The organism is Streptomyces sp. NPDC001219, assembly GCF_053597915.1.
The window spans coordinates 31,871-49,729 of record NZ_JBSFJF010000004.1 but is presented as its reverse complement, the minus strand read 5'-3'; the positions used below and the strand labels follow the sequence as shown (position 1 = coordinate 49,729).

Annotated in this window: 16 protein-coding genes; 9 read left to right on the top strand and 7 right to left on the bottom strand. The window is 72.8% G+C overall.

Annotated features, from left to right (window positions below; genetic code table 11):
• Positions 1–197: 197 nt before the first annotated feature.
• From ACWC9R_RS03700 to ACWC9R_RS03675, 6 genes are all read left to right on the top strand, one after another.
• Positions 198–1,493 carry a M18 family aminopeptidase gene (locus tag ACWC9R_RS03700; RefSeq protein WP_450728697.1) on the top strand — a complete coding sequence of 432 codons (1,296 nt, stop codon included), beginning with the start codon at positions 198–200 and terminating at the stop codon, positions 1,491–1,493.
• Position 1,494: 1 nt separating this feature from the next.
• Entirely contained in the window at positions 1,495–3,528 is a 2,034-nt protein-coding gene (locus ACWC9R_RS03695; protein ID WP_450728695.1) for a BTAD domain-containing putative transcriptional regulator, read from the top strand.
• A gap of 159 nt (positions 3,529–3,687) precedes the next feature.
• The gene (locus ACWC9R_RS03690) at positions 3,688–4,506 is read left to right on the top strand and encodes a DUF4232 domain-containing protein (protein ID WP_450728693.1); all 819 of its coding nucleotides are present in this window, start codon (positions 3,688–3,690) and stop codon (positions 4,504–4,506) included.
• Positions 4,507–4,877: 371 nt separating this feature from the next.
• On the top strand, positions 4,878–5,876 hold the full coding sequence (locus ACWC9R_RS03685; RefSeq protein ID WP_450728691.1) for a hypothetical protein: 999 nt from the start codon (positions 4,878–4,880) through the stop codon (positions 5,874–5,876).
• 160 nt (positions 5,877–6,036) lie between these two features.
• On the top strand, positions 6,037–6,933 hold the full coding sequence (locus ACWC9R_RS03680; RefSeq protein WP_450728689.1) for a helix-turn-helix domain-containing protein: 897 nt from the start codon (positions 6,037–6,039) through the stop codon (positions 6,931–6,933).
• Between the two features lie 216 nt (positions 6,934–7,149).
• Positions 7,150–7,797, top strand: coding sequence for a DUF4232 domain-containing protein (locus tag ACWC9R_RS03675; protein ID WP_450728687.1), 648 nt, complete (start codon positions 7,150–7,152; stop codon positions 7,795–7,797).
• A 55-nt stretch (positions 7,798–7,852) separates the two neighbouring features.
• Here ACWC9R_RS03675 and ACWC9R_RS03670 read toward each other — a convergent pair whose 3' ends face one another.
• Positions 7,853–9,661, bottom strand: coding sequence for an NHL domain-containing thioredoxin family protein (locus ACWC9R_RS03670; protein WP_450728685.1), 1,809 nt, complete (start codon positions 9,659–9,661; stop codon positions 7,853–7,855).
• A gap of 64 nt (positions 9,662–9,725) precedes the next feature.
• Between ACWC9R_RS03670 and ACWC9R_RS03665 the strand changes: the two genes are divergently transcribed.
• Complete coding sequence (locus tag ACWC9R_RS03665) at positions 9,726–10,256, top strand: LURP-one-related/scramblase family protein (RefSeq protein ID WP_393357948.1); 531 nt, start codon at positions 9,726–9,728, stop codon at positions 10,254–10,256.
• A 151-nt stretch (positions 10,257–10,407) separates the two neighbouring features.
• The gene (locus ACWC9R_RS03660; protein ID WP_450728683.1) at positions 10,408–11,232 is read left to right on the top strand and encodes a maleylpyruvate isomerase family mycothiol-dependent enzyme; all 825 of its coding nucleotides are present in this window, start codon (positions 10,408–10,410) and stop codon (positions 11,230–11,232) included.
• 164 nt (positions 11,233–11,396) lie between these two features.
• Here the strand turns inward: ACWC9R_RS03660 and ACWC9R_RS03655 are convergent, their stop codons facing one another.
• The 3 genes from ACWC9R_RS03655 to ACWC9R_RS03645 form a co-directional block, all read right to left on the bottom strand.
• A complete protein-coding gene (locus tag ACWC9R_RS03655; protein ID WP_450728873.1) occupies positions 11,397–12,650 on the bottom strand; it encodes an MFS transporter in 1,254 nt (417 codons plus the stop codon).
• A gap of 113 nt (positions 12,651–12,763) precedes the next feature.
• Positions 12,764–13,447: a GntR family transcriptional regulator gene (locus tag ACWC9R_RS03650; protein ID WP_450728681.1), complete on the bottom strand. Its 684-nt coding sequence runs from the start codon at positions 13,445–13,447 to the stop codon at positions 12,764–12,766.
• 269 nt (positions 13,448–13,716) lie between these two features.
• Entirely contained in the window at positions 13,717–14,577 is an 861-nt protein-coding gene (locus tag ACWC9R_RS03645; protein WP_450728679.1) for a GNAT family N-acetyltransferase, read from the bottom strand.
• A gap of 197 nt (positions 14,578–14,774) precedes the next feature.
• Between ACWC9R_RS03645 and ACWC9R_RS03640 the strand changes: the two genes are divergently transcribed.
• Positions 14,775–14,951 (top strand): hypothetical protein, encoded by a 177-nt coding sequence (locus tag ACWC9R_RS03640; protein WP_450728677.1) that lies wholly within the window; start codon positions 14,775–14,777, stop codon positions 14,949–14,951.
• Positions 14,952–14,976: 25 nt separating this feature from the next.
• On the opposite strand, the gene ACWC9R_RS03635 is transcribed toward ACWC9R_RS03640, so the two are convergent.
• The 3 genes from ACWC9R_RS03635 to ACWC9R_RS03625 all read right to left on the bottom strand — a co-directional run bounded on the left by ACWC9R_RS03635 (position 14,977) and on the right by ACWC9R_RS03625 (position 17,848).
• On the bottom strand, positions 14,977–15,399 hold the full coding sequence (locus ACWC9R_RS03635) for a VOC family protein (protein WP_450728675.1): 423 nt from the start codon (positions 15,397–15,399) through the stop codon (positions 14,977–14,979).
• Positions 15,335–16,300 carry a helix-turn-helix domain-containing protein gene (locus tag ACWC9R_RS03630; protein WP_450728673.1) on the bottom strand — a complete coding sequence of 322 codons (966 nt, stop codon included), beginning with the start codon at positions 16,298–16,300 and terminating at the stop codon, positions 15,335–15,337. The genes ACWC9R_RS03635 and ACWC9R_RS03630 overlap by 65 nt, the downstream gene beginning before the upstream one ends.
• A 72-nt stretch (positions 16,301–16,372) precedes the next feature.
• On the bottom strand, positions 16,373–17,848 hold the full coding sequence (locus ACWC9R_RS03625) for a dihydrolipoamide acetyltransferase family protein (RefSeq protein ID WP_450728671.1): 1,476 nt from the start codon (positions 17,846–17,848) through the stop codon (positions 16,373–16,375).
• Positions 17,849–17,859 lie beyond the last annotated feature (11 nt).

The following is a 17,859-nucleotide window of genomic DNA, read 5'->3' as shown; positions in this document are numbered from 1 at the left end:
TGTCCGGGGAGGTACGACGGATGGCAGGGCGACACGGCGGGCACGCCTCCCGTGGGCCGGCAGCGCGGACGGGGCCCCCGGAATCCACCGCTCCGCTCCCCTTACCGGCCCGGGAGAAGGAAATCCTGGCCGGAAGGGTGCGCAGTCGCGGCGCACGCGCACAGGGAATGCGGGGTCCGGCTCCTTATGCTGATTCCATGACCAACTCCGCCCGCTTCGATCGCGGCCACACCGACGACCTGATGTCCTATCTCGCCGCGAGTCCGTCGCCCTACCACGCGGTCGCAAATGCGGCGGAGCGGCTGGAGAAGGCCGGTTTCCGGCAGGTCGCCGAGGTCGACGCCTGGGACGGCGAGAGCGGCGGGAAGTACGTCCTGCGCGGCGGCGCGATAGTCGCCTGGTACGTGCCGGAGAGCGCGCACGCGGCCACTCCGTACCGAATTGTCGGGGCTCACACCGACTCTCCCAATCTGCGGGTCAAGCCGATTCCGGACACCGCCGCCCGCGGCTGGCGGCAGATCGCCGTCGAGATCTACGGCGGCACCCTGCTCAACACCTGGCTCGACCGCGATCTGGGGCTGAGCGGGCGGGTGACGCTCGCGGACGGCAGCCACCGGCTGGTGCATGTCGACCGGGCGCTGCTGCGGGTGCCGCAGCTGGCCGTGCACCTCGACCGCTCGGTGAACGCCGAGGGGCTGAAGCTGGACAAGCAGCGCCACATGACGCCGATCTGGGGCCTGGGCGAGGTGGCCGAGGGCGATCTGATCGCGTTCGTCGCCGAGGAGACCGGCGTCCCGGCCGGTGACATCAAGGGCTGGGACCTGATGGTCCACAGCATCGAACCACCCGCCTATCTGGGCCGCGACCGCGAGCTGGTCGCCGGTCCGAGAATGGACAACCTGCTCTCGGTACACGCCGGTACGGCCGCGCTCATCGCCGCGGCGGCCGCCGGAAGCGCCCTGACCAGCATTCCGGTGCTGGCCGCCTTCGACCACGAGGAGAACGGCAGCCAGTCCGACACCGGCGCGGACGGTCCGCTGCTCGGCACGGTCCTGGAGCGCTCGGTCTTCGCCCGCGGCGGCTCGTACGAGGACCGGGCGCGGGCCTTCGCCGGCACCCTCTGCCTGTCATCCGACACCGGGCACGCCGTGCACCCCAACTACGGTGAGCGGCACGACCCGGGCCACCACCCGATGCCCAACGGGGGACCGATTCTCAAGGTCAACGTCAATCAGCGCTACGCCACCGACGGCAGCGGGCGGGCCGTCTTCGCGGCGGCCTGCGAGCGGGCCGGGGTGCCGTGGCAGAGCTTCGTTTCCAACAACTCGATGCCGTGCGGGACCACCATCGGGCCGATCACCGCGGCCCGGCACGGCATCTCGACGGTCGACATCGGAGTGGCCATCCTGTCCATGCACTCGGCACGTGAGCTGTGCGGCGCCGAGGACCCGTATCTGCTGGCGAACGCCCTGACGGCCTTCTTGGAGGGCTGAGTTGGAGTTCTCACTGCTCGGCCCGATCGCCGTGACGACCGGCTCCGCGGAGCTGTCGCTCGGGCCCGCCAAACGGCGCAGTGTGCTGGCGCTGCTCCTGTTGCAACCCAACACCACCGTCCCACTGGAGCAGTTGATCGACTCCCTGTGGGAGGACGAGCCCCCCGAACACGCCCGTACGGTCGTCCAGGGGCATGTCTCGCGACTGCGCGCCACGCTCGCCGAGGGCGGTGCGGAGGCGTACGGCATCGAGCTGACCACCCATGGCTCCGCCTATCTCCTGCGGCTGCCGGAGGAACTGATCGACGCTCACCGGTTCGGTGAGCTGGTGGCACTGGCGCGCCCCGAGGCGGCGCCGGCCGATGCGGTGCCCCTGCTGCGCGAGGCGCTCGGCCTGTGGCGTGGGCCCGCGCTGACCGGCACGGTCACCAGCCCGCCGTTCGCGGCCGCCGCCCACGCGCTGGAGGAGCGGCGGCTGACGGCCGTGGAGGCGCTGGGCCGGGCGCACGGCGCGCTCGGCGAGCACGAACAGGCCGCGGCCATCCTCTACTCGGCGGCGGTCAACCACCCGTTGCGGGAGGGCCTGATCGCCGGGCTGATGCGGGCGCTGTTCCGTACGGGGCGGCAGTCCGATGCCCTGGAGTGGTTCCACCGCACCCGGCGGCTGCTCAACGAGGAGCTGGGCGTCGATCCCGGCGAACGGCTGCGCGGCGCCTACGAGGAGATTCTGCGCGCGGAGGCGGCCGGCGGCGGACGGGCGAAGCCGGCGGGCCAGGCCCGTACGGCGGGCGCCGCCTCCGGTGGCGCCTCCGGGGACGGTCGCGGCGGGGCTTCCGCAGCGGGCCGTGCCCCGGCGGGCGGTGGGCCGCAGGCTGCCGCAGGTGCGGGTCAGATGCCCGCACCGGGCGGCAGCGGTGCGGAGTCCGGGGCCGACAGGACGCGGACGAGCGCGGAGGACGGCGCCCGTGCCGGGTCCGGCACGCCGCGGTCCGGTGCGGCACCACGGCTGCTGCCCCGGCCGCCGGCCCGCTTCCTGGGCCGGGAGGACCAGCTCACCGCGCTGACAGCGGTGCTGACGGACCGTGCGACCGGGGAGAGCCCGCTCGCGGTGGTGGCGGGACCGGCCGGTGTCGGCAAGACCGCCTGTGCCGTGCAGTGGGCACACCAGCACGCCGGGGCCTTCCCCGACGGCCAGCTCTTCGCCGATCTGCGCGGTTTCGGCGAGGGCGACGAGACGGCGCCGGCCGAGATCCTGCGCGACTTCCTGCTGGCGCTGGGCACCCCGCCGGAGCGGGTGCCCGGTTCGGCGGAGGCCGCGTCCGCGCTGTTCCGCTCGCTGGTCGCGGAGCGCCGGCTGCTGGTCGTGCTCGACAATGCGCGCAGCTCGGCGCAGGTACGGCCGCTGCTGCCCGGCGGCCCGCACTGCGCCACGGTCGTCACCAGCCGCAGCCGCCTCGACGGGCTGGTCGCCACCGACTGCGCCCGGCCGGTCGGCCTCCAGACGCTCGGCCACGAGGAGGGCGCGGCGCTGCTCGGTGCCATGCTCGGCCCGGAGCGGGTCGCCGAGGACCCGGCGGCCGCCCGCGAACTGGTCGATCTGTGCGACGGTCTGCCGCTGGCGCTGCGGGCCGCGGCCGCCCAGCTGACCGCCCGGCCGCGCTGGCGGCTGGCCCGGCTGGCGGCGGCGCTGCGCGACGAACGGCGGCGGCTGGCGCTGCTGTCCGCGGAGGACACCGGGATCGCGGCGGCCCTGCGGATGTCCGTCGCCCGGCTGTCGGCCGACGACGCACAGCTGCTCAGCGCGCTGGCGACCAGCGCGGACGGGCACCTCAACGCGTCGCTGGCGGCGGCGCTCGCCGGCTACGACCCGGAGCGCACCCAGGACGGTCTGGACCGGCTGGCGGAGATGCATCTGGTGGACGAGGAGGCCACCGATGTCTACACGATCAGCACGCTGACGCAGCTGTTCGCGCGGGACGAGCGCGGGGAGAGCGGCGAGGGCAGGCGCGGTACGGGGGACGGCCAGGAGGCGTGACGAGCGGCGGCGCTGAGCGCCTGGCGGCCCCGGCGACGGGACGTTAGGCGCACGTTAGTGGCACGGCAGCGGCGGTCGGCAAGGTAGTGGTCACACCGCAGGACAGACCACGGGACGTACCGCCGACACGGCACGGACCACCGACCGGGGGAGACCGGAATGCCGAGCAGCCACGACCGCTCCGAGACCGTCATCGGGACCGGCGCCGGGGCCGACGCCTCCCGGCCGTCCGGCGCGATCCGCCGCCGCACGCTGCGGATCGCCGCGGCGGGGCTGACCGCCGTCGCCGCGCTCACCCTCACGGCCTGCGGCGGCCAGGACAACCCGCTCCAGACCGGCGCCGCCAAGCCGTTCAACCCGGCGCCCGAGGCCGTCAAGGCCCCGGCGGCGCAGGGTGACGGCGGCCCCCAGGGCGGTGCCCGGCCCGACGGCGGCCGTGCGGAGCAGGCAGCGGCGGGGCACCGCGGCTCCGGCGCGGGTGCCGGGGCGAGCGGCACCGGGGAGGGCATGCGCAACGCGGGCAGGAGCGACGGCGCCGGCACCGACGCCCGGCACACCGCCTGCGACGCCGCGAAGATGCGGATCGTCGCCCAGCGGCTGAAGCGGCCGGTCAACCACCTGCTGTTGAAGGCCACCAACACCTCCGGCGCCACCTGCGACCTCCACCTCGCCCCCTACCTGCGGTTCGACGACGCGCAGTCCCCCCTCGCGGAGCTGCCGGACAGCCGGCCGCAGGCCGTGGTCACCCTCGCCCCCGGCGAGTCCGGCTACGCCGGCGTGCTGACCTCGTCCGCGGACGGCTCCGGCAGGAACGGCCGCACAATGACCTCACTGTCGGTCAGCCTCCCCGGCCGCGACGGCAAGGGCAGCATCGGCGGCTCGAAGACGGTGGCACTCCCCGGCGGCTCGGTGTACGTGGACGACAGCGCATGGGTGACGTACTGGCAGGCCGATCCGAGCGCCGCGACCACGTGGTGAACCCCGGCCGGTGACGCGTCGGTCCGCGCCCCCGGTCCGGGGGCCGGTGAACCGCCCGGCAGGCCGTCCGCCGTCTGACACAGGCTGAAGAGGCCGACGGCAGAGCCCCCTTGAACCAGGGCGCCCGCATCCCCCAGCGGGCGCCCTTTCCTTTGCCCACCGTCCCGTCATGTCCCACGCTCCGACTCGTCCTGTCCCGCGCTCCCGGCGACTGTGCTGGTCACAGCCGTGCACACGGCCGGGACATCCCGGGGGACGAGAAACCTCCGGGCCGCCCCGGTGCCCCGCTCGACGATGGCTTCCGTCGCCGTGAGCAGACCGTCCGGCGGCTCAGCGATCGGCCAACCGGCCGTAGACGGAGGGGAATCGGCATGGACGAGCACAGCAGCACGCACCCCGCGGACACCACACCCCCCGCGGACCGGACGCGCCGTTGGCGGTCCCCGTTCCGCAGGACCGTGTGGCGCACGGTCCTGCGGACGGTGGCGGCCGCCGGGATCGGCGTCACCGGGTTCGCCGCGACCGCCCACGGCAGCGAGAGGGGCGCCGCGACCACTGACGGGCACACCGCCAGCGGGCTCTCCCACGACAGCTCCGCCCGCACCGTCCGCACCGCGGGCACCGGCGCCGCACGGCAGGCCGCCGCTGCCGACTTCCCGACATGGGGCACCCGTTGGGTGGTGCATGCCACCGCGGACAGCAGCTCCCCCGCCGTCGGAATGATCAACAAGTCGGCGCCGGGGCAGGACCGGGTCACCGCCGACTACCAGGTCGACACCGGCCGCAAGGTGTGCGAGGGCAGCTCCTGCTCGACGTTCATGGCGCACCTCACCGGGCCGGTCAGCGGCTTCCTCAGTGTGGTCGCGGTGGACATCGCGCAGGACCGGCTGCCGGGTGTCCCGGTCCAGGGCGGCGGTGGGCAGCCGCAGCCACAGCCCGGCGGTTCGCGTGAGGAGACGCTGAACCGCGCCGCCACCTGGCTGACCGCCGATAACGGCGCCCAGGTTCCGTACAGCCAGGCCAAGGTCTGGAAGGACGGCTATCGCCAGGACTGCTCGGGCTATGTCTCGATGGCGCTCGGGCTGCCGGTGCCCGGCACCAACACCGTGGGGCTGGCCACCGACCGGGGCATCACCCGGCCCATCCCGGTCGGCGCGCTCAAGCCCGGTGATCTGCTCATCGACGCCTCCGGTGACAACAACACCCGGCATGTGGTGATCTTCGAGAAGTGGAACAACGACGCCCATTCCTCGTACACCGCCTATGAGCAGCGCGGTGGCCACGGCACCGACCACCGGACGCTGACCTACGGCCTGCCCGGCGGCGACGCCGAGTTCACGCCCTACCGTCCGGTGAAGTTCGGCGACTGACTCCGGCCGGCCGGAGCACGCGGCCCGACGGAAGATCTCACGCTGTTTCACGTGAAACGTCACCAAGGGGTCCGGGTGCGATCCGGATCGTGTCACGAGGGGCACTTCCGCCGCAGGGGAGCGGAAGTGCCCCTCGCGCGCGCATGCCCGCTGTGCTGGAATGCGAGACGTGCCTGGCCATCAGAACCATGCCGCTCATGTCCGCCGTAAGCCTCTGGCCCCGCTGCCCGACGAACTCTCCGGCCCGGTACGGGACTTCGTCGCCGCCTTACGCCGCATACACGGCGAACTCGGCTACAGCCTGAAGGAGTTGGAGAGCAGGCTGCCCGCCAGCCGCTCCTCCCTGTCCCGCTATCTGCGGGGGCAGAGCCTGCCCGATGAACGGCTGCTGGTGCAGTGGTGCAAGCTCTCCTTCACCGGTGAGGACCGGTTGCCCGCCCTCGTCGACCTGCTGCACCGCGCCCAGCCGGCGGCGGACGCGGGCGAGCGGGCGGCGGAGCGGGACGGCGCTTCCGACGGGGAGGTCCAGGCGGATGCCGAGGGGCCGGCCGGCGGAGGTGCGGAAGCCGGAGCCACGGTGGCCGCGCGGCGAAGGCGGCGGCTGGCGTTCACCGGGGCCGGGACCGCCGCGGTGCTCCTCGCCGCGGCGCTGGCCGTACCGGCGCTGACCGGCTCGAACGGGTCGCCGGACCGCAGCGGCGACGGCAGGGCGCGGGGCGCGGAGGGCGCGGCGTCGGCCACCGGCTCCGCCCGGATCACCGTCCACAACATCGAACGGCGCTGTCAGCACCGGCGCACCGACGACTGCGCGCTCGGGCTGGCCCGTGATCCGTACCGGCTCTATCGCCGCTCCAACGTCGTGGGCCATGTCCGGCACGGTGAGGTGCTGCGCGCGGTCTGCCGGATCGCCGACGGGGTCACGGTCACCGACGAGGTGGGCGGGCACAGCAGCATGTGGTTCCGGGTCGATCGCGACGGCGCTCAGGTGTGGGTGCCGGCCATCCGTATTCGCCCGGAACAGGTGGAGAACACCGCGCTGCCCGGCTGCCCGGACTGACTCCCCGGCACCGGTGCGAGAGCGGATCTTCATGCCCCACAGATCGGCCCTCACCCCCGTCACGGACCCACGCGTACCGCTCTGACCTGCGATGACGTCATCGCGGCAGGGTGCGCGGTGCACCGACCCCGGCGCCCCGGCCCGCTATGGATATCGTGGCCGTGCCATGACAGACACACCACGCTGACACCGCAGCAACTCACTGGGGGACCACCCATGACCGCACGCCGCTCCCGCCGCCGCTCCGCCGCGTATGCCGCGCTGGCCCTCGGTCTGGCGGGCTCGCTCGCGCTGACCGGCTGCAACAGCCACTCCTCGAAGAAGTCGAAGAAGTCCTCCTTCTCGTCCTCCAAGAGCAAGAAGCGCAAGATCATCGGTGGCGGTGCGGCAGCGGCGGGCACGGGAGCGGCCTCGCGGCGGGTGCCCGACTGCTACCCGAGCACGTACAAGGTCACGTTCTCCCAGCAGACCGGCCCGAAGAGCCATGTGGCCGTGAAGTTCAAGAACTCCGGCAGCCGCGACTGCAAGCTCTACAACGCGCCGCTGCTGCGCTTCGACAACGCCAAGAAGCCGCTGCCCCTGCTGCAGGGCACGCCCGGCCACCTCGACGGCACCCGCATCACCGTGCCCGCCCACGGCTACGCCTACGCGGTCATCCCCACCAACACCGCGGCCACCAAGGGCACCGAGCAGAAGTCGGTGGCCGTCGACTTCATGGGGATCTCGGCCGGCTCCCCGACGCACGGTCCGGCCACCGTCAGCTTCGCGGAGAAGCGGCTCCACATCTCCGTCGGCAAGAGCAAGGTCACCAACTGGAGCTCCAGCATCCACGGGGCGCAGCTGGCCGGCGGCGTCGGCAAGTAGCCCACACCGGCCGGCCTCGCCCCGGGCCCGCCCCACGAGCCCGGGGCTCCCGCTCCTACTCGGCGTCCAGCCCGGCCAGCACGAGCCCCAGCCGGGCCGCCCCGCCCTCGACGATCTCGACCGGAACGCCCCAGTCCTGCTGGTGCACATGGCAGGCGGGGTACTCGATGTCCGGGGCGTCGTCGCAGGACGCGGCCATCGCCGAGACATGCAGCACGCCCTCGGTCACACCGTCCGCGAGCACCAGGTCCCGCGTGAGGTCGGTGCCGGCGCCCGCGCCGTCGGCGAGCAGCTCCGGCGGCGTCGCGCTGACCAGCAGCCGGGTCGAGGGACCGTAGCGGGTGTCCAGCTTCTGCCCGGCCGGGGCCTGGAAGACCACCTCCAGCCGCAGCGCTCCCGGGGCGACCTCGGTGGCCGCGCGCTGGGTGCGATGCGCCACCGACTCGACGCGGATCGCCTCCTCCGGCAGCCGCAGCCGGGTCAGCCGGTGCCGCGCCGACTCCACCACCACGATGTCGCCGTCGACGAGCACCGCGTCGGACGGCTCGCGCAGATCCTTCGCCAGCGTCGTCACCTCACCGCTCGCGGGGTCGAAGCGGCGCAGTGCGTGGTTGTAGGTGTCCGCGACGGCGACCGAGCCGTCAGGCAGCGCGGTCACCCCCAGCGGGTGCTGCAGCAGCGCCTGGCCGGCGGCGCCGTCGCGGTGCCCGAAGTCGAACAGGCCGGTGCCGACGGCCGTACGGACGACATAGCTGTCCCCCGCCTCGGCGGGCTCGACCCAGCGGACCGCGCTGGTCTCCGAGTCCGCGACCCACAGCCGGTCGCCGGCCGCCGCGAGCCCGGACGGCTGGGCGAACCACGCCTCGTCGGCCGGGCCGTCCACCAGGCCCTCGTTGGTGGTGCCGGCCGCGACCTGGACCGTGCCGGCCACCGGGTCGTACGTCCACAGCTGGTGCACCCCGGCCATCGCGATCCACAGCCGGTCCTGCCACCAGGCCAGATCCCACGGCGAGGAGAGGTCCACCTCGCGCGCCGGACCCGAGGTCGGCGAGCCCTGCCACCACTGCCTGCCGGTGCCGGCCACCGTCTCCAGCGTGCCGCTAGCAGGGTCGAAGACGCGGATGGCGTGGTTGACGGTGTCCGCGACGACCACCCTGCCGTCGGGCAGCAGTGCCAGGCCCTGCGGCTCGTTGAAGGAGTCCGCGGTCAGCCCGCGCTCGCCGCTGCCGATCCGGCGCAGCACCTGCTCGCCGTCCGCCGCCAGCTCCACCAGCTGGTGACGGGTGGTGTCCGAGACGAGGAAACCGCCGCCCGGGAGCCGGACCGCCTTGCCGGGGAAACGCAGATCGGTGGCCACCGGCTCCGGCGGTACGTAGGGTCCGTCGCCGCGGCGCAGGGTCCCCTTCGCCGTGTGCTCGGCCTCCAGCTCCTCGACGAGCCTCTCGATGGCGTGCGCATGGCCCTCGCCGGCGTGCTGGGCGACCACATATCCCTCGGGGTCGATCACCACGAGCGTCGGCCAGGCCCGTACCGCGTACTGCTTCCAGGTGGCGAGCTCGGGGTCGTCGAGGACGGGGTGCTCGACGCCGTACCGCTCCACGGCGTCGACGACGGCCTGATGCTCGGCCTCGTGCACGAACTTCGGGGAGTGCACGCCGATGATCACGACGGTGTCGCGGTGCCGCTCCTCCAGCTCCCGCAGCTCATCCAGGACATGCAGACAGTTCACACAGCAGAAGGTCCAGAAATCCAGGACGACAATGCGTCCTCGCAGGTCGGAGAGGGTCAGATCCTTGTTGCCGGTGTTCAGCCAGCCGCCCTTGCCGGTCAGCTCGGGGGCGCGGACGCGTGCACGTGAAGCCATGTGCACATTCAACGTCACTCCGGTGCGTGCGCATTCCGCAGGGCCCCGGGGGAACAGGTCAGCCATGCACCCATCTCCCGGGGAAGCCTCCCCGCGCCCGAGCAAGTACCTGGTACGCGACCGCATCTTCGGCATCGGTGACGACTACTGGATCGAGGACGAGCACGGTCGGCACGCCTTCCTCGTGGACGGGAAGGCGCTGCGGCTGCGGGAGACCTTCGAGCTGAAGGACCCCGAGCGGCGGGTGCTGATCACCATCCGCAAGAAGATGCTCAGCCTGCGCGACACGATGACCATCGAGCGGGACGACCAGCCGCTGGCCACGATCCGGCGCAAACGGCTCTCGCTGCTGCGCAACCACTACCGCGTCGAGCTGGTGGACGGCACCGAGCTGGACGTCAGCGGAAAGATCCTGGACCGGGAGTTCGCGATCGAGTACGAGGGCGAACTGCTCGCCGAGATCTCGCGGCGCTGGCTGACCGTGCGCGACACCTATGCGGTCAACGTCGTACGGGAGGATGCCGATCCGCCGCTGCTGATCGCCATCGCGGTGTGTGTGATCCGGCTGGCCGAGCGGGAGCGCGGAGAGGACTGAGAAGCACGCGTTCCGGGTGTACCGCGCACCCCTCTGCGACCGGGGGGCATCGGCCTACGATGGTCGTCCGAAAGCACTGCCGGGGTGCCCGTGCGCAGCGTAACTTGACTGCACAGACAGCAGCCCGCGTACGAACCGTCCGAGGGGTCCCGTGACCGTCCATCCCAGTCTTCAGTCCTCCATCGATGCCTGGACGCACTCCATAGAAGCGATAACCGAGCTGGTGACTCCGCTCGTCGAAGGCGAGTGGAACAGGGCGACGGGCCTCCCAGGATGGTCCGTGCGCGATGTGGTCTCCCATGTCATCGGCCTGGAATGCGAAATGCTGGGCGACCCACGGCCGATCCACACCCTGCCGCGCGATCTCTACCACGTCCGCACCGAGTCGGCGCGACGGATGGAGGTGCAGGTCGACGTCCGCCGGCACCACACCGCGCCGGAGATGCTCAGCGAGCTCGAATACACCGTCATCCGCCGCTCCCGGCAGCTGCGCAACGAGTCCCGCCAGCCGGACGCCGTGGTCCGCAGCCCGCTCGGCGAGGACCGTTCGCTGGAATTCGTGCTGCGGCAGCGGGCATTCGATGTCTGGGCACATGAGCAGGACCTGCGCCGGGCGCTCGGCAAGCCCGGCAATCTCGACTCCCCCGGCGCGCAGGTGACGCGCGATCTGCTGGTGAAGCTGCTGCCCGGCATCGTCGCCAAGCGCGCCCAGGCGCCCGCCGATTCGGCGGTGGTCTTCGACGTCAGCGGACCGCTGGAGTTCCTGCGGACGGTCCGCGTCGACGCCGAGGGCAAGGCCTCGATCGACGGCAGCGTCTCGCTCGGCCCGACGCTGACACTCGCTCTGGACTGGGACACCTTCCACCAGCTGGCCTGCGGCCGGGTGCGCCCGTCGGCCGTCGCCGAGCAGATCAAGATCGAGGGCGACGCCGAACTGGCCGCGGCGGTCCTGGACCACTTCGCGGTCACGCCGTAGCCCGAGGGTGGGTGGGACGGTGTCCGGGCGGGCCTCCGCCGCGCCGCACCCGTGCCCGTCGGAGTGCCGGAGCGAGAGCCGGCCTCGGAGTATGAGCCGTTTCACGTGAAACAGCCCTGTCCGTTCCACGTGAAACGGACTCGGCCGCGAACCGCTCGGCCGCCTCAGGCCGGAACGTGAACCGCCTCGACGCGACTGACGACCAGCCGTTCCCGCTCGCGTTGTGCCGCGCTGCGGCGCAGCCGCAGGATCTGTGCGACGCCGAACGCCTCCAGGACGAAAATCGAGGCGAAGGCGATCCGGTAGTTGTCCCCGGTCGCGTCCAGCAGCACCCCGATGGCGAGCAGCGTCGTCATCGAGGCGGTGAAGCCGCCCATGTTGACGATGCCGGAGGCGGTGCCCTGCCGCTCGGGTGGGTTGGCGGGCCGCGCGAAGTCGAAGCCGATCATCGAGGCGGGACCGCAGGCGCCCAGGACCGCACACAGCGCGACCAGCAGCGCCATCGGCGCATGATCGGCCGGCCAGGACAGCACGAGCGCCCACGTCAGCGCCGTGACACCGACGGTGCCCAGGGCCAGCGGGGTACGGGCCGCGTGGTGACGGGCGATGATCTGGCCGAAGACCAGGCCGACCGCCATGTTGGAGAGCACCACCAGGGTGAGCAGTTCACCGGCGGTGCCGCGGGACATGCCCTGCGCCTCGACCAGGAACGGCAGCCCCCACAGCAGCAGGAACACCATCGCGGGGAACTGGGTGGTGAAGTGCACCCACATGCCCAGCCGGGTGCCGGGTTCGCGCCAGGCGTCCGCGATCTGCCGGCGCACGAACCCCGCGCCGGTGTGCTGGGCGGACGCGGGCGGCGGAGCGAAGCCCTCGGGGTGGTCCTTCAGGAAGAGCAGCAGCACGATCAGCACGACGATGCCGCCGACGGAGCTGGCGGCGAAGGTCGGGGTCCAGCCGAAGGAATGCAGGAACCGGGCGAGGACGAGCGTGGAGACCAGGTTGCCCGCCATCCCGACCAGCGCCGCGATCTGGGCGATCATCGGGCCGCGGCGGGCCGGGAACCATCGGGAGCCCAGCCGCAGCACGCTGATGAAGGTCAGCGCGTCGCCGCAGCCGAGCAGCGCACGCGAGCCGAGTGCCATGGGGTACGACGCGGAGAGCGCGAAGCCGAACTGGCCGAGGGTGTAGAGCACCACGCCGAGCGTCAGCACCTTCTTGGCGCCGAGCCGGTCGACCAGCAGACCCACGGGGATCTGCATCCCCGCGTACACCAGCAGCTGGAGGATGGAGAACGTCGACAGTGCCGAGGCGTTGATGTGGAAGCGGTCGGCGGCGTCCAGCCCGGCCACGCCGAGGCTGGTGCGGTAGGTGATCGCGACGAAGTAGACCGCGACGCCGATGCCCCAGACGGCCATCGCCTTACGGCCGCCGGGCGGGTCGGCGGGCATCAGCCGGGCGGCGCCGCCTATACCGGAGCCGCCGGTACCGTCCTGGCCGGGTGAGCCGCCGGCGCTTCCGCTGCCGGCGGTCATCGCACGTCCCCCTGCGCGAGGTTGCGGACCCAGCTGACGTGCCGCTGCACGGCGTCGGTGGCGGCGTCCGCGTCCCCGGCGCGCAGCGCCTCGAGGATCTCCGCGTGCTCGGTGATGTTCTTGGCGATCCGGTCCGGATGCGCGTGCATCACCGCGACCCCCATCCGCAGCTGACGGTCGCGCAGCTGCTCATAGAGCCGGTCCAGGATCTGGTTGCCGGCGCTGCGCACGATGGCGGCGTGGAAGGCGCGGTCGGTGACGGAGACGGCGGCCAGATCGCCGGACGCGGCCTGCTCCCGCATCGTCTCCAGCAGTTCGGTCAGCTCGCCGAGCAGTGGCTCGCCCGCGGGCACCGCCTTGGCCGCGGCGTGCTTCTCCACCAGCAGCCGGGTCTCGACGACATCGGCGATCTCCTGCGCCGAGACCGGCAGCACCAGCGCGCCCTTCTTGGGGTAGAGCTTGATCAGCCCCTCGACCTCCAGCCGCAGCAGCGCCTCGCGCACCGGCGTCCGCGACACCCCCACGGCATCGGCCAGCTCCCCCTCGGTCAGCAGCATTCCGCCCTCGTAGCGGCGCTCCAGGACGGCGTCCTTGATGTGCGCGTAGACCCGCTCGGCGGCGGGCGGCTGCTTGGCGGCGGACTCTCTGGCAGGGGCGGTGGGCGTGGACGCTGAGGACATGCGCACAGGATAGATACAACAGGTATGCGTCCGACACTCCGTTCCGCGATGCGGACAGGGAAGGTCGCGTTTGCCCTGGTAGGGGCGTTATGAGGCCGTCGGGGCGGCGTCGCGGCAGCCAGCCGGGCCGGTGTGCGCCGCCCGCACCTCGGCCCGGCCACCGCCGAGCGCCTCCGGCCCGGCCGCCGCCGGCACGCCCGGACCGGCCATCGCCCGGCGCAGCCACCGCCCGACGCGTGCCCCTGCCCGTCCGCCGCCCGGCGACGTCCTCAGCCCGGCATCCGCCCCTGGGCGACCAGTCGGCGCACGACCTGCGCATGGGCGGGGGCGCAGCGCTCCCGCGCCTCCCGGCGGTCGAACCAGGCGTACTCCGCGATCTCCCGGCCGGGGGCCGGTGCGATGTCCTGGGGCCCGCCGGTGAAGCAGGTCATGTGCAGCCGGCGCCCGTTCTTCCCGTGGGCGACGTCGTGGATGACGAACGCCTCCTCCAACTCCTCGGCGGGTACCACCAGGCCGAGTTCCTCGCCGAGTTCGCGCGACAGCGCCTCCCGGGCGGTCTCGCCGGGCTCGTACTTGCCGCCCGGGAGATAGAAGGTGTCGTTCCCGCGCGTCCGTACGCTCAGCAGCCGTCCCTCGCGCAGATGCAGCCAGCTCACCGACCTCAGCGGCGCGGCACGCTCCAGGGCGATCAGCGGACGGCCGGTCTCCTCGTCCGTGCGCCGCCCCTGCTCCTCGAAGCCCAGATGGGCGGAGAAGCCGCGGGCCCGGTCGTTGTCCTCGAAGACCTCCAGGGTCAGCGCGCCGTGCAGCGCCGCCGCATGCTCCAGCAACTCCCGCCCGACTCCGCCGCCTTGGGCCTCCGGCGCCACGAACAGACCGCCGATCTCCGCCCCGTTGCCGTCCCCGGGCCCGCCGGCCGGCAGTCCGAGAAGTCCGATGACGCGGCCCGCGCGTTCGGCCACCCAGTTCTCCCCCTCGACGAGGTACACCTCGCGGAGGAGCCGGGCCCGTTCGCCCGTGCCCTCCCCGTCGAGGAACGGGTGCGCCTGCCGCGCGGCCCGGGACCACAGGTCGGTGACAACGTCCTGGTCGGACGGGTGATAGCGCCGGATGATCATTTCGCTGCTCATTGCGCCGACCGTAAACAGCCCGGCCGGCCACGGCAAACCCTTTCCCGGCCCCCTCGGGCAGGGAGACTCCAGGGGGATGTCGGGTCCACCTCAAGGCGGACGAGAGTCCGTACCTGCCGCGTACAGACGGCGGTGAATCTCATGGGTGAATAGAGACAGGGAGCCGGGGAGGCTCCGACACCCAAGGGGAGTTGACCATGCAGCCCAGGACGAACGCCGGCCGCCGTACGCGGAACACCGTCGTGCTGGCATTGATCGTCGCCTGCCTGTGGGCGGGCGTCGCCCTGACCCGCGGCGCCGCACACACCGACGAGTCCGGCTCGACCGGACCGGTGGGCCACTTCAGCCGCGCGGTGGAGCTCATCCGCGGCTGACCGCCACCGGCCCCGTCACCGGCCGCTACGCCGTGCGCGGCGCGCCGCGATACGTGCCGAACGACCAGAGATTGCCCTCAGGATCACGGGCAGCGAAGCCCCGCGAGCCGTAGTCGGTGTCGGTCAGCTCCTCGATGATCTCCGCTCCGGCGGCTCTGGCGCGGGCACACAGCTCGTCGGGGCGGTCGGTGACGACATAGCCCCCGAACGTTCCGGGTCGCAGTGGCCAGTGGTCGTTCTCCGCGTCCCTGACGGAGCCGAGCATGATGCCGCCGCCTTCGGGCCAGGAGAGCTGGGCGTGCTCGACGCGCTCGCCCTCGCCATGGACCACGGTCTCCTCGAAACCGAACGCATCGGCCAGGAAGCGGATCAGCGCACGGGCGTCACGGGCCCGCAGCGTCGGCCATACCTGGGGTGCGGGCGTGATGTCGGTCAGGTTCTCGGGCATGTTCGCCGGACCTCCTGGATCGGAACGCGGCCCCCGGTGGGCCGCCGGATTCAGCGTTCCCCGAGACGTCCCCGGCGGCTTGGACGTTTCGGAACTCCTCGGCGAGCCACTGGCTGGGCGGGCAGCCGGCCAGCGAGCGGAACTCCCGGGCGAGATGGGCCTGGTCGAAGTAGCCGCAGCGCACGGCCAGATCGGCCAGCAGCGGTGACCGGCCCGTACGGGCCTCGGCACCGAGAAGCCGGCGCGCCCGGTCGAAGCGGATGACCCGGGCGGCGGCCTTGGGCGCCAGACCGGTCTCCTGCCGGAAGCGGGCGGTCAGATGGCGCGCACTCCAGCCGACGTCCTCGGCGAGCGCGGCCACCGGCGCGGCGCCCCGTGACCGTGCCAGCAGCTGCCAGGCACGCACCACTTCGGGCGACGGTCCGGGGCGGCCCGGCTCCCGTGACAGGCAGCGCAGCAAGTAGGCGTCCAGCAGCGCGAACCGCTCCGGCCAGCCATGGGCCGCTCGCAGCCGCTCTCCGAGCTCCGCGCCGTGCCGTCCGAGGACGGCGTCCGCGGGGAGGTCGATGCTCGCCAGCTCGCCGGCCGGCAGCCCCAGCAGGGCACGGGCGGCCAGCGGATACAGACCGACCTGGATTCCGGACTGACGGCCCGGGTGGGCGATCAGCGCGGGGCGGGTGTGCAGACCGCCGATGAGGGTGTCGTAGGTGCCGGGGGCCTGTGCGGGATCGGGATGGCCGGTCAGCGTGAGCGGCTCGTCGAGGGTGAAGATCAGGGTCAGCCGGGGCGAGGGAAGCCCACGGTGCCGGCCCGGTGGCAGCCCGGCCTGCCGGTATCCGGCGTAGGAGCTGACGTACGGCCGGAGCGGCGGCGCGGGGCTGCCGACCGGCTGCTCGTCCACCGGGCCGGGGCGGACCCGAGGCGGCGTTTCACGTGAAACGCCGCTCCGAACCGCCCGGTCCCGCATTCCGGCTCATCCCCAGGTGATGAGCCGCTTGGGGCGCTCCAGGATCGCCGCGATGTCCGCGAGCAGCTTGGAGCCCAGCTCACCGTCGATCAGGCGGTGGTCGAAGGACAGCGCGAGGGTGGTGACCTGACGCGCCTTCACCTTGCCCTTGTGGACCCACGGCTGGAGCTTGACCGCGCCGAAGGCGAGGATCGCCGACTCCCCCGGGTTGAGGATCGGCGTACCGGTGTCGACGCCGAAGACGCCGACGTTGGTGATGGTGACCGTGCCGCCGGACATCGCCGCCGGGGAGGTCTTGCCCTCGCGGGCGGTGGAGATCAGCTCGCCCAGTTCCTCGGCGAGCTGGGGGAGCGTCTTGGCCGCTGCGTCCTTGATGTTCGGGACGATCAGCCCGCGCGGGGTGGCCGCCGCGATCCCGAGGTTCACATAGTCCTTGTAGACGATCTCCTGCCGCGCCTCGTCCCAGGCCGCGTTGACCTCCGGGTGGCGCTTGAGGGCGACCAGGAAGGCCTTGGCGACCAGCAGCAGCGGGTTGACCCGCAGCCCGGCCATGTCCGGGTCCTGCTTGAGTTCCTGGACGAGCTTCATCGTGCGGGTCACGTCGACGGTGATGAACTCCGTGACATGCGGCGCGGTGAAGGCGCTGGTGACCATCGCCTGTGCGGTGGCCTTGCGGACGCCCTTGACCGGCACCCGCCGCTCACGGGCGGCGGCGTCGACGACACCGGTCCCGGCTGCCGCCGCGGGAGCCGCGACGGGAGCCGCCTCGGCCGGGGCGGGCGCCGCTGCCGGGGCGGCGGCGGCATGGACGTCCTCGCGGGTGATGATGCCGTCCGGTCCGCTCGGGACGATCGTCGCCAGGTCGATCCCGAGATCCTTGGCGAGCTTGCGCACCGGCGGCTTGGCCAGCGGCCGCCCGGCGGCCCCGGCACCCGTGCCGTTCACGACCGGAGCCACGGGAGCGACCGGCGCGGCCGGCGCCACGGGAGCGGGCGCCGTCCGTCCGTTCAGCTCCGCCTGGAGCGCGGCGCTCACGGGCTCCGGCTGGGCCGGCACCCCCGTCTGGGGCTTGCGGGCCCGGCGCTTGGTCGAGGACGGCGCGGCGCCGTAACCGACCAGCACCGCCTGCCGGCCCTGCGGCTCGGCCTCCTCCTCGGCCTTGGCGGCCTCCTGCGGAGCGGGGGCCGCCGCCGGTGCCGTGGCGGGCCCGGCGCCCGGGTCGGTGTCCACGGAGATGATGACGGTGCCGACGTCGACGGTGACGCCCTCGCCGAAGTTCAGCTCGTGCACCACCCCGTCGTAGGGAATGGGCAGTTCGACGGCGGCCTTGGCGGTCTCGACCTCACAGACGACCTGGCCGTCGGTGACGGTGTCGCCCGGCTGGACGTACCACTTGAGGATCTCGGCCTCGGTCAGCCCCTCGCCGACGTCCGGCATCTTGAACTCGCGGAAGCGCTGAGCCTTGGCGGTACTTGCAGTCATGGTCACGAACT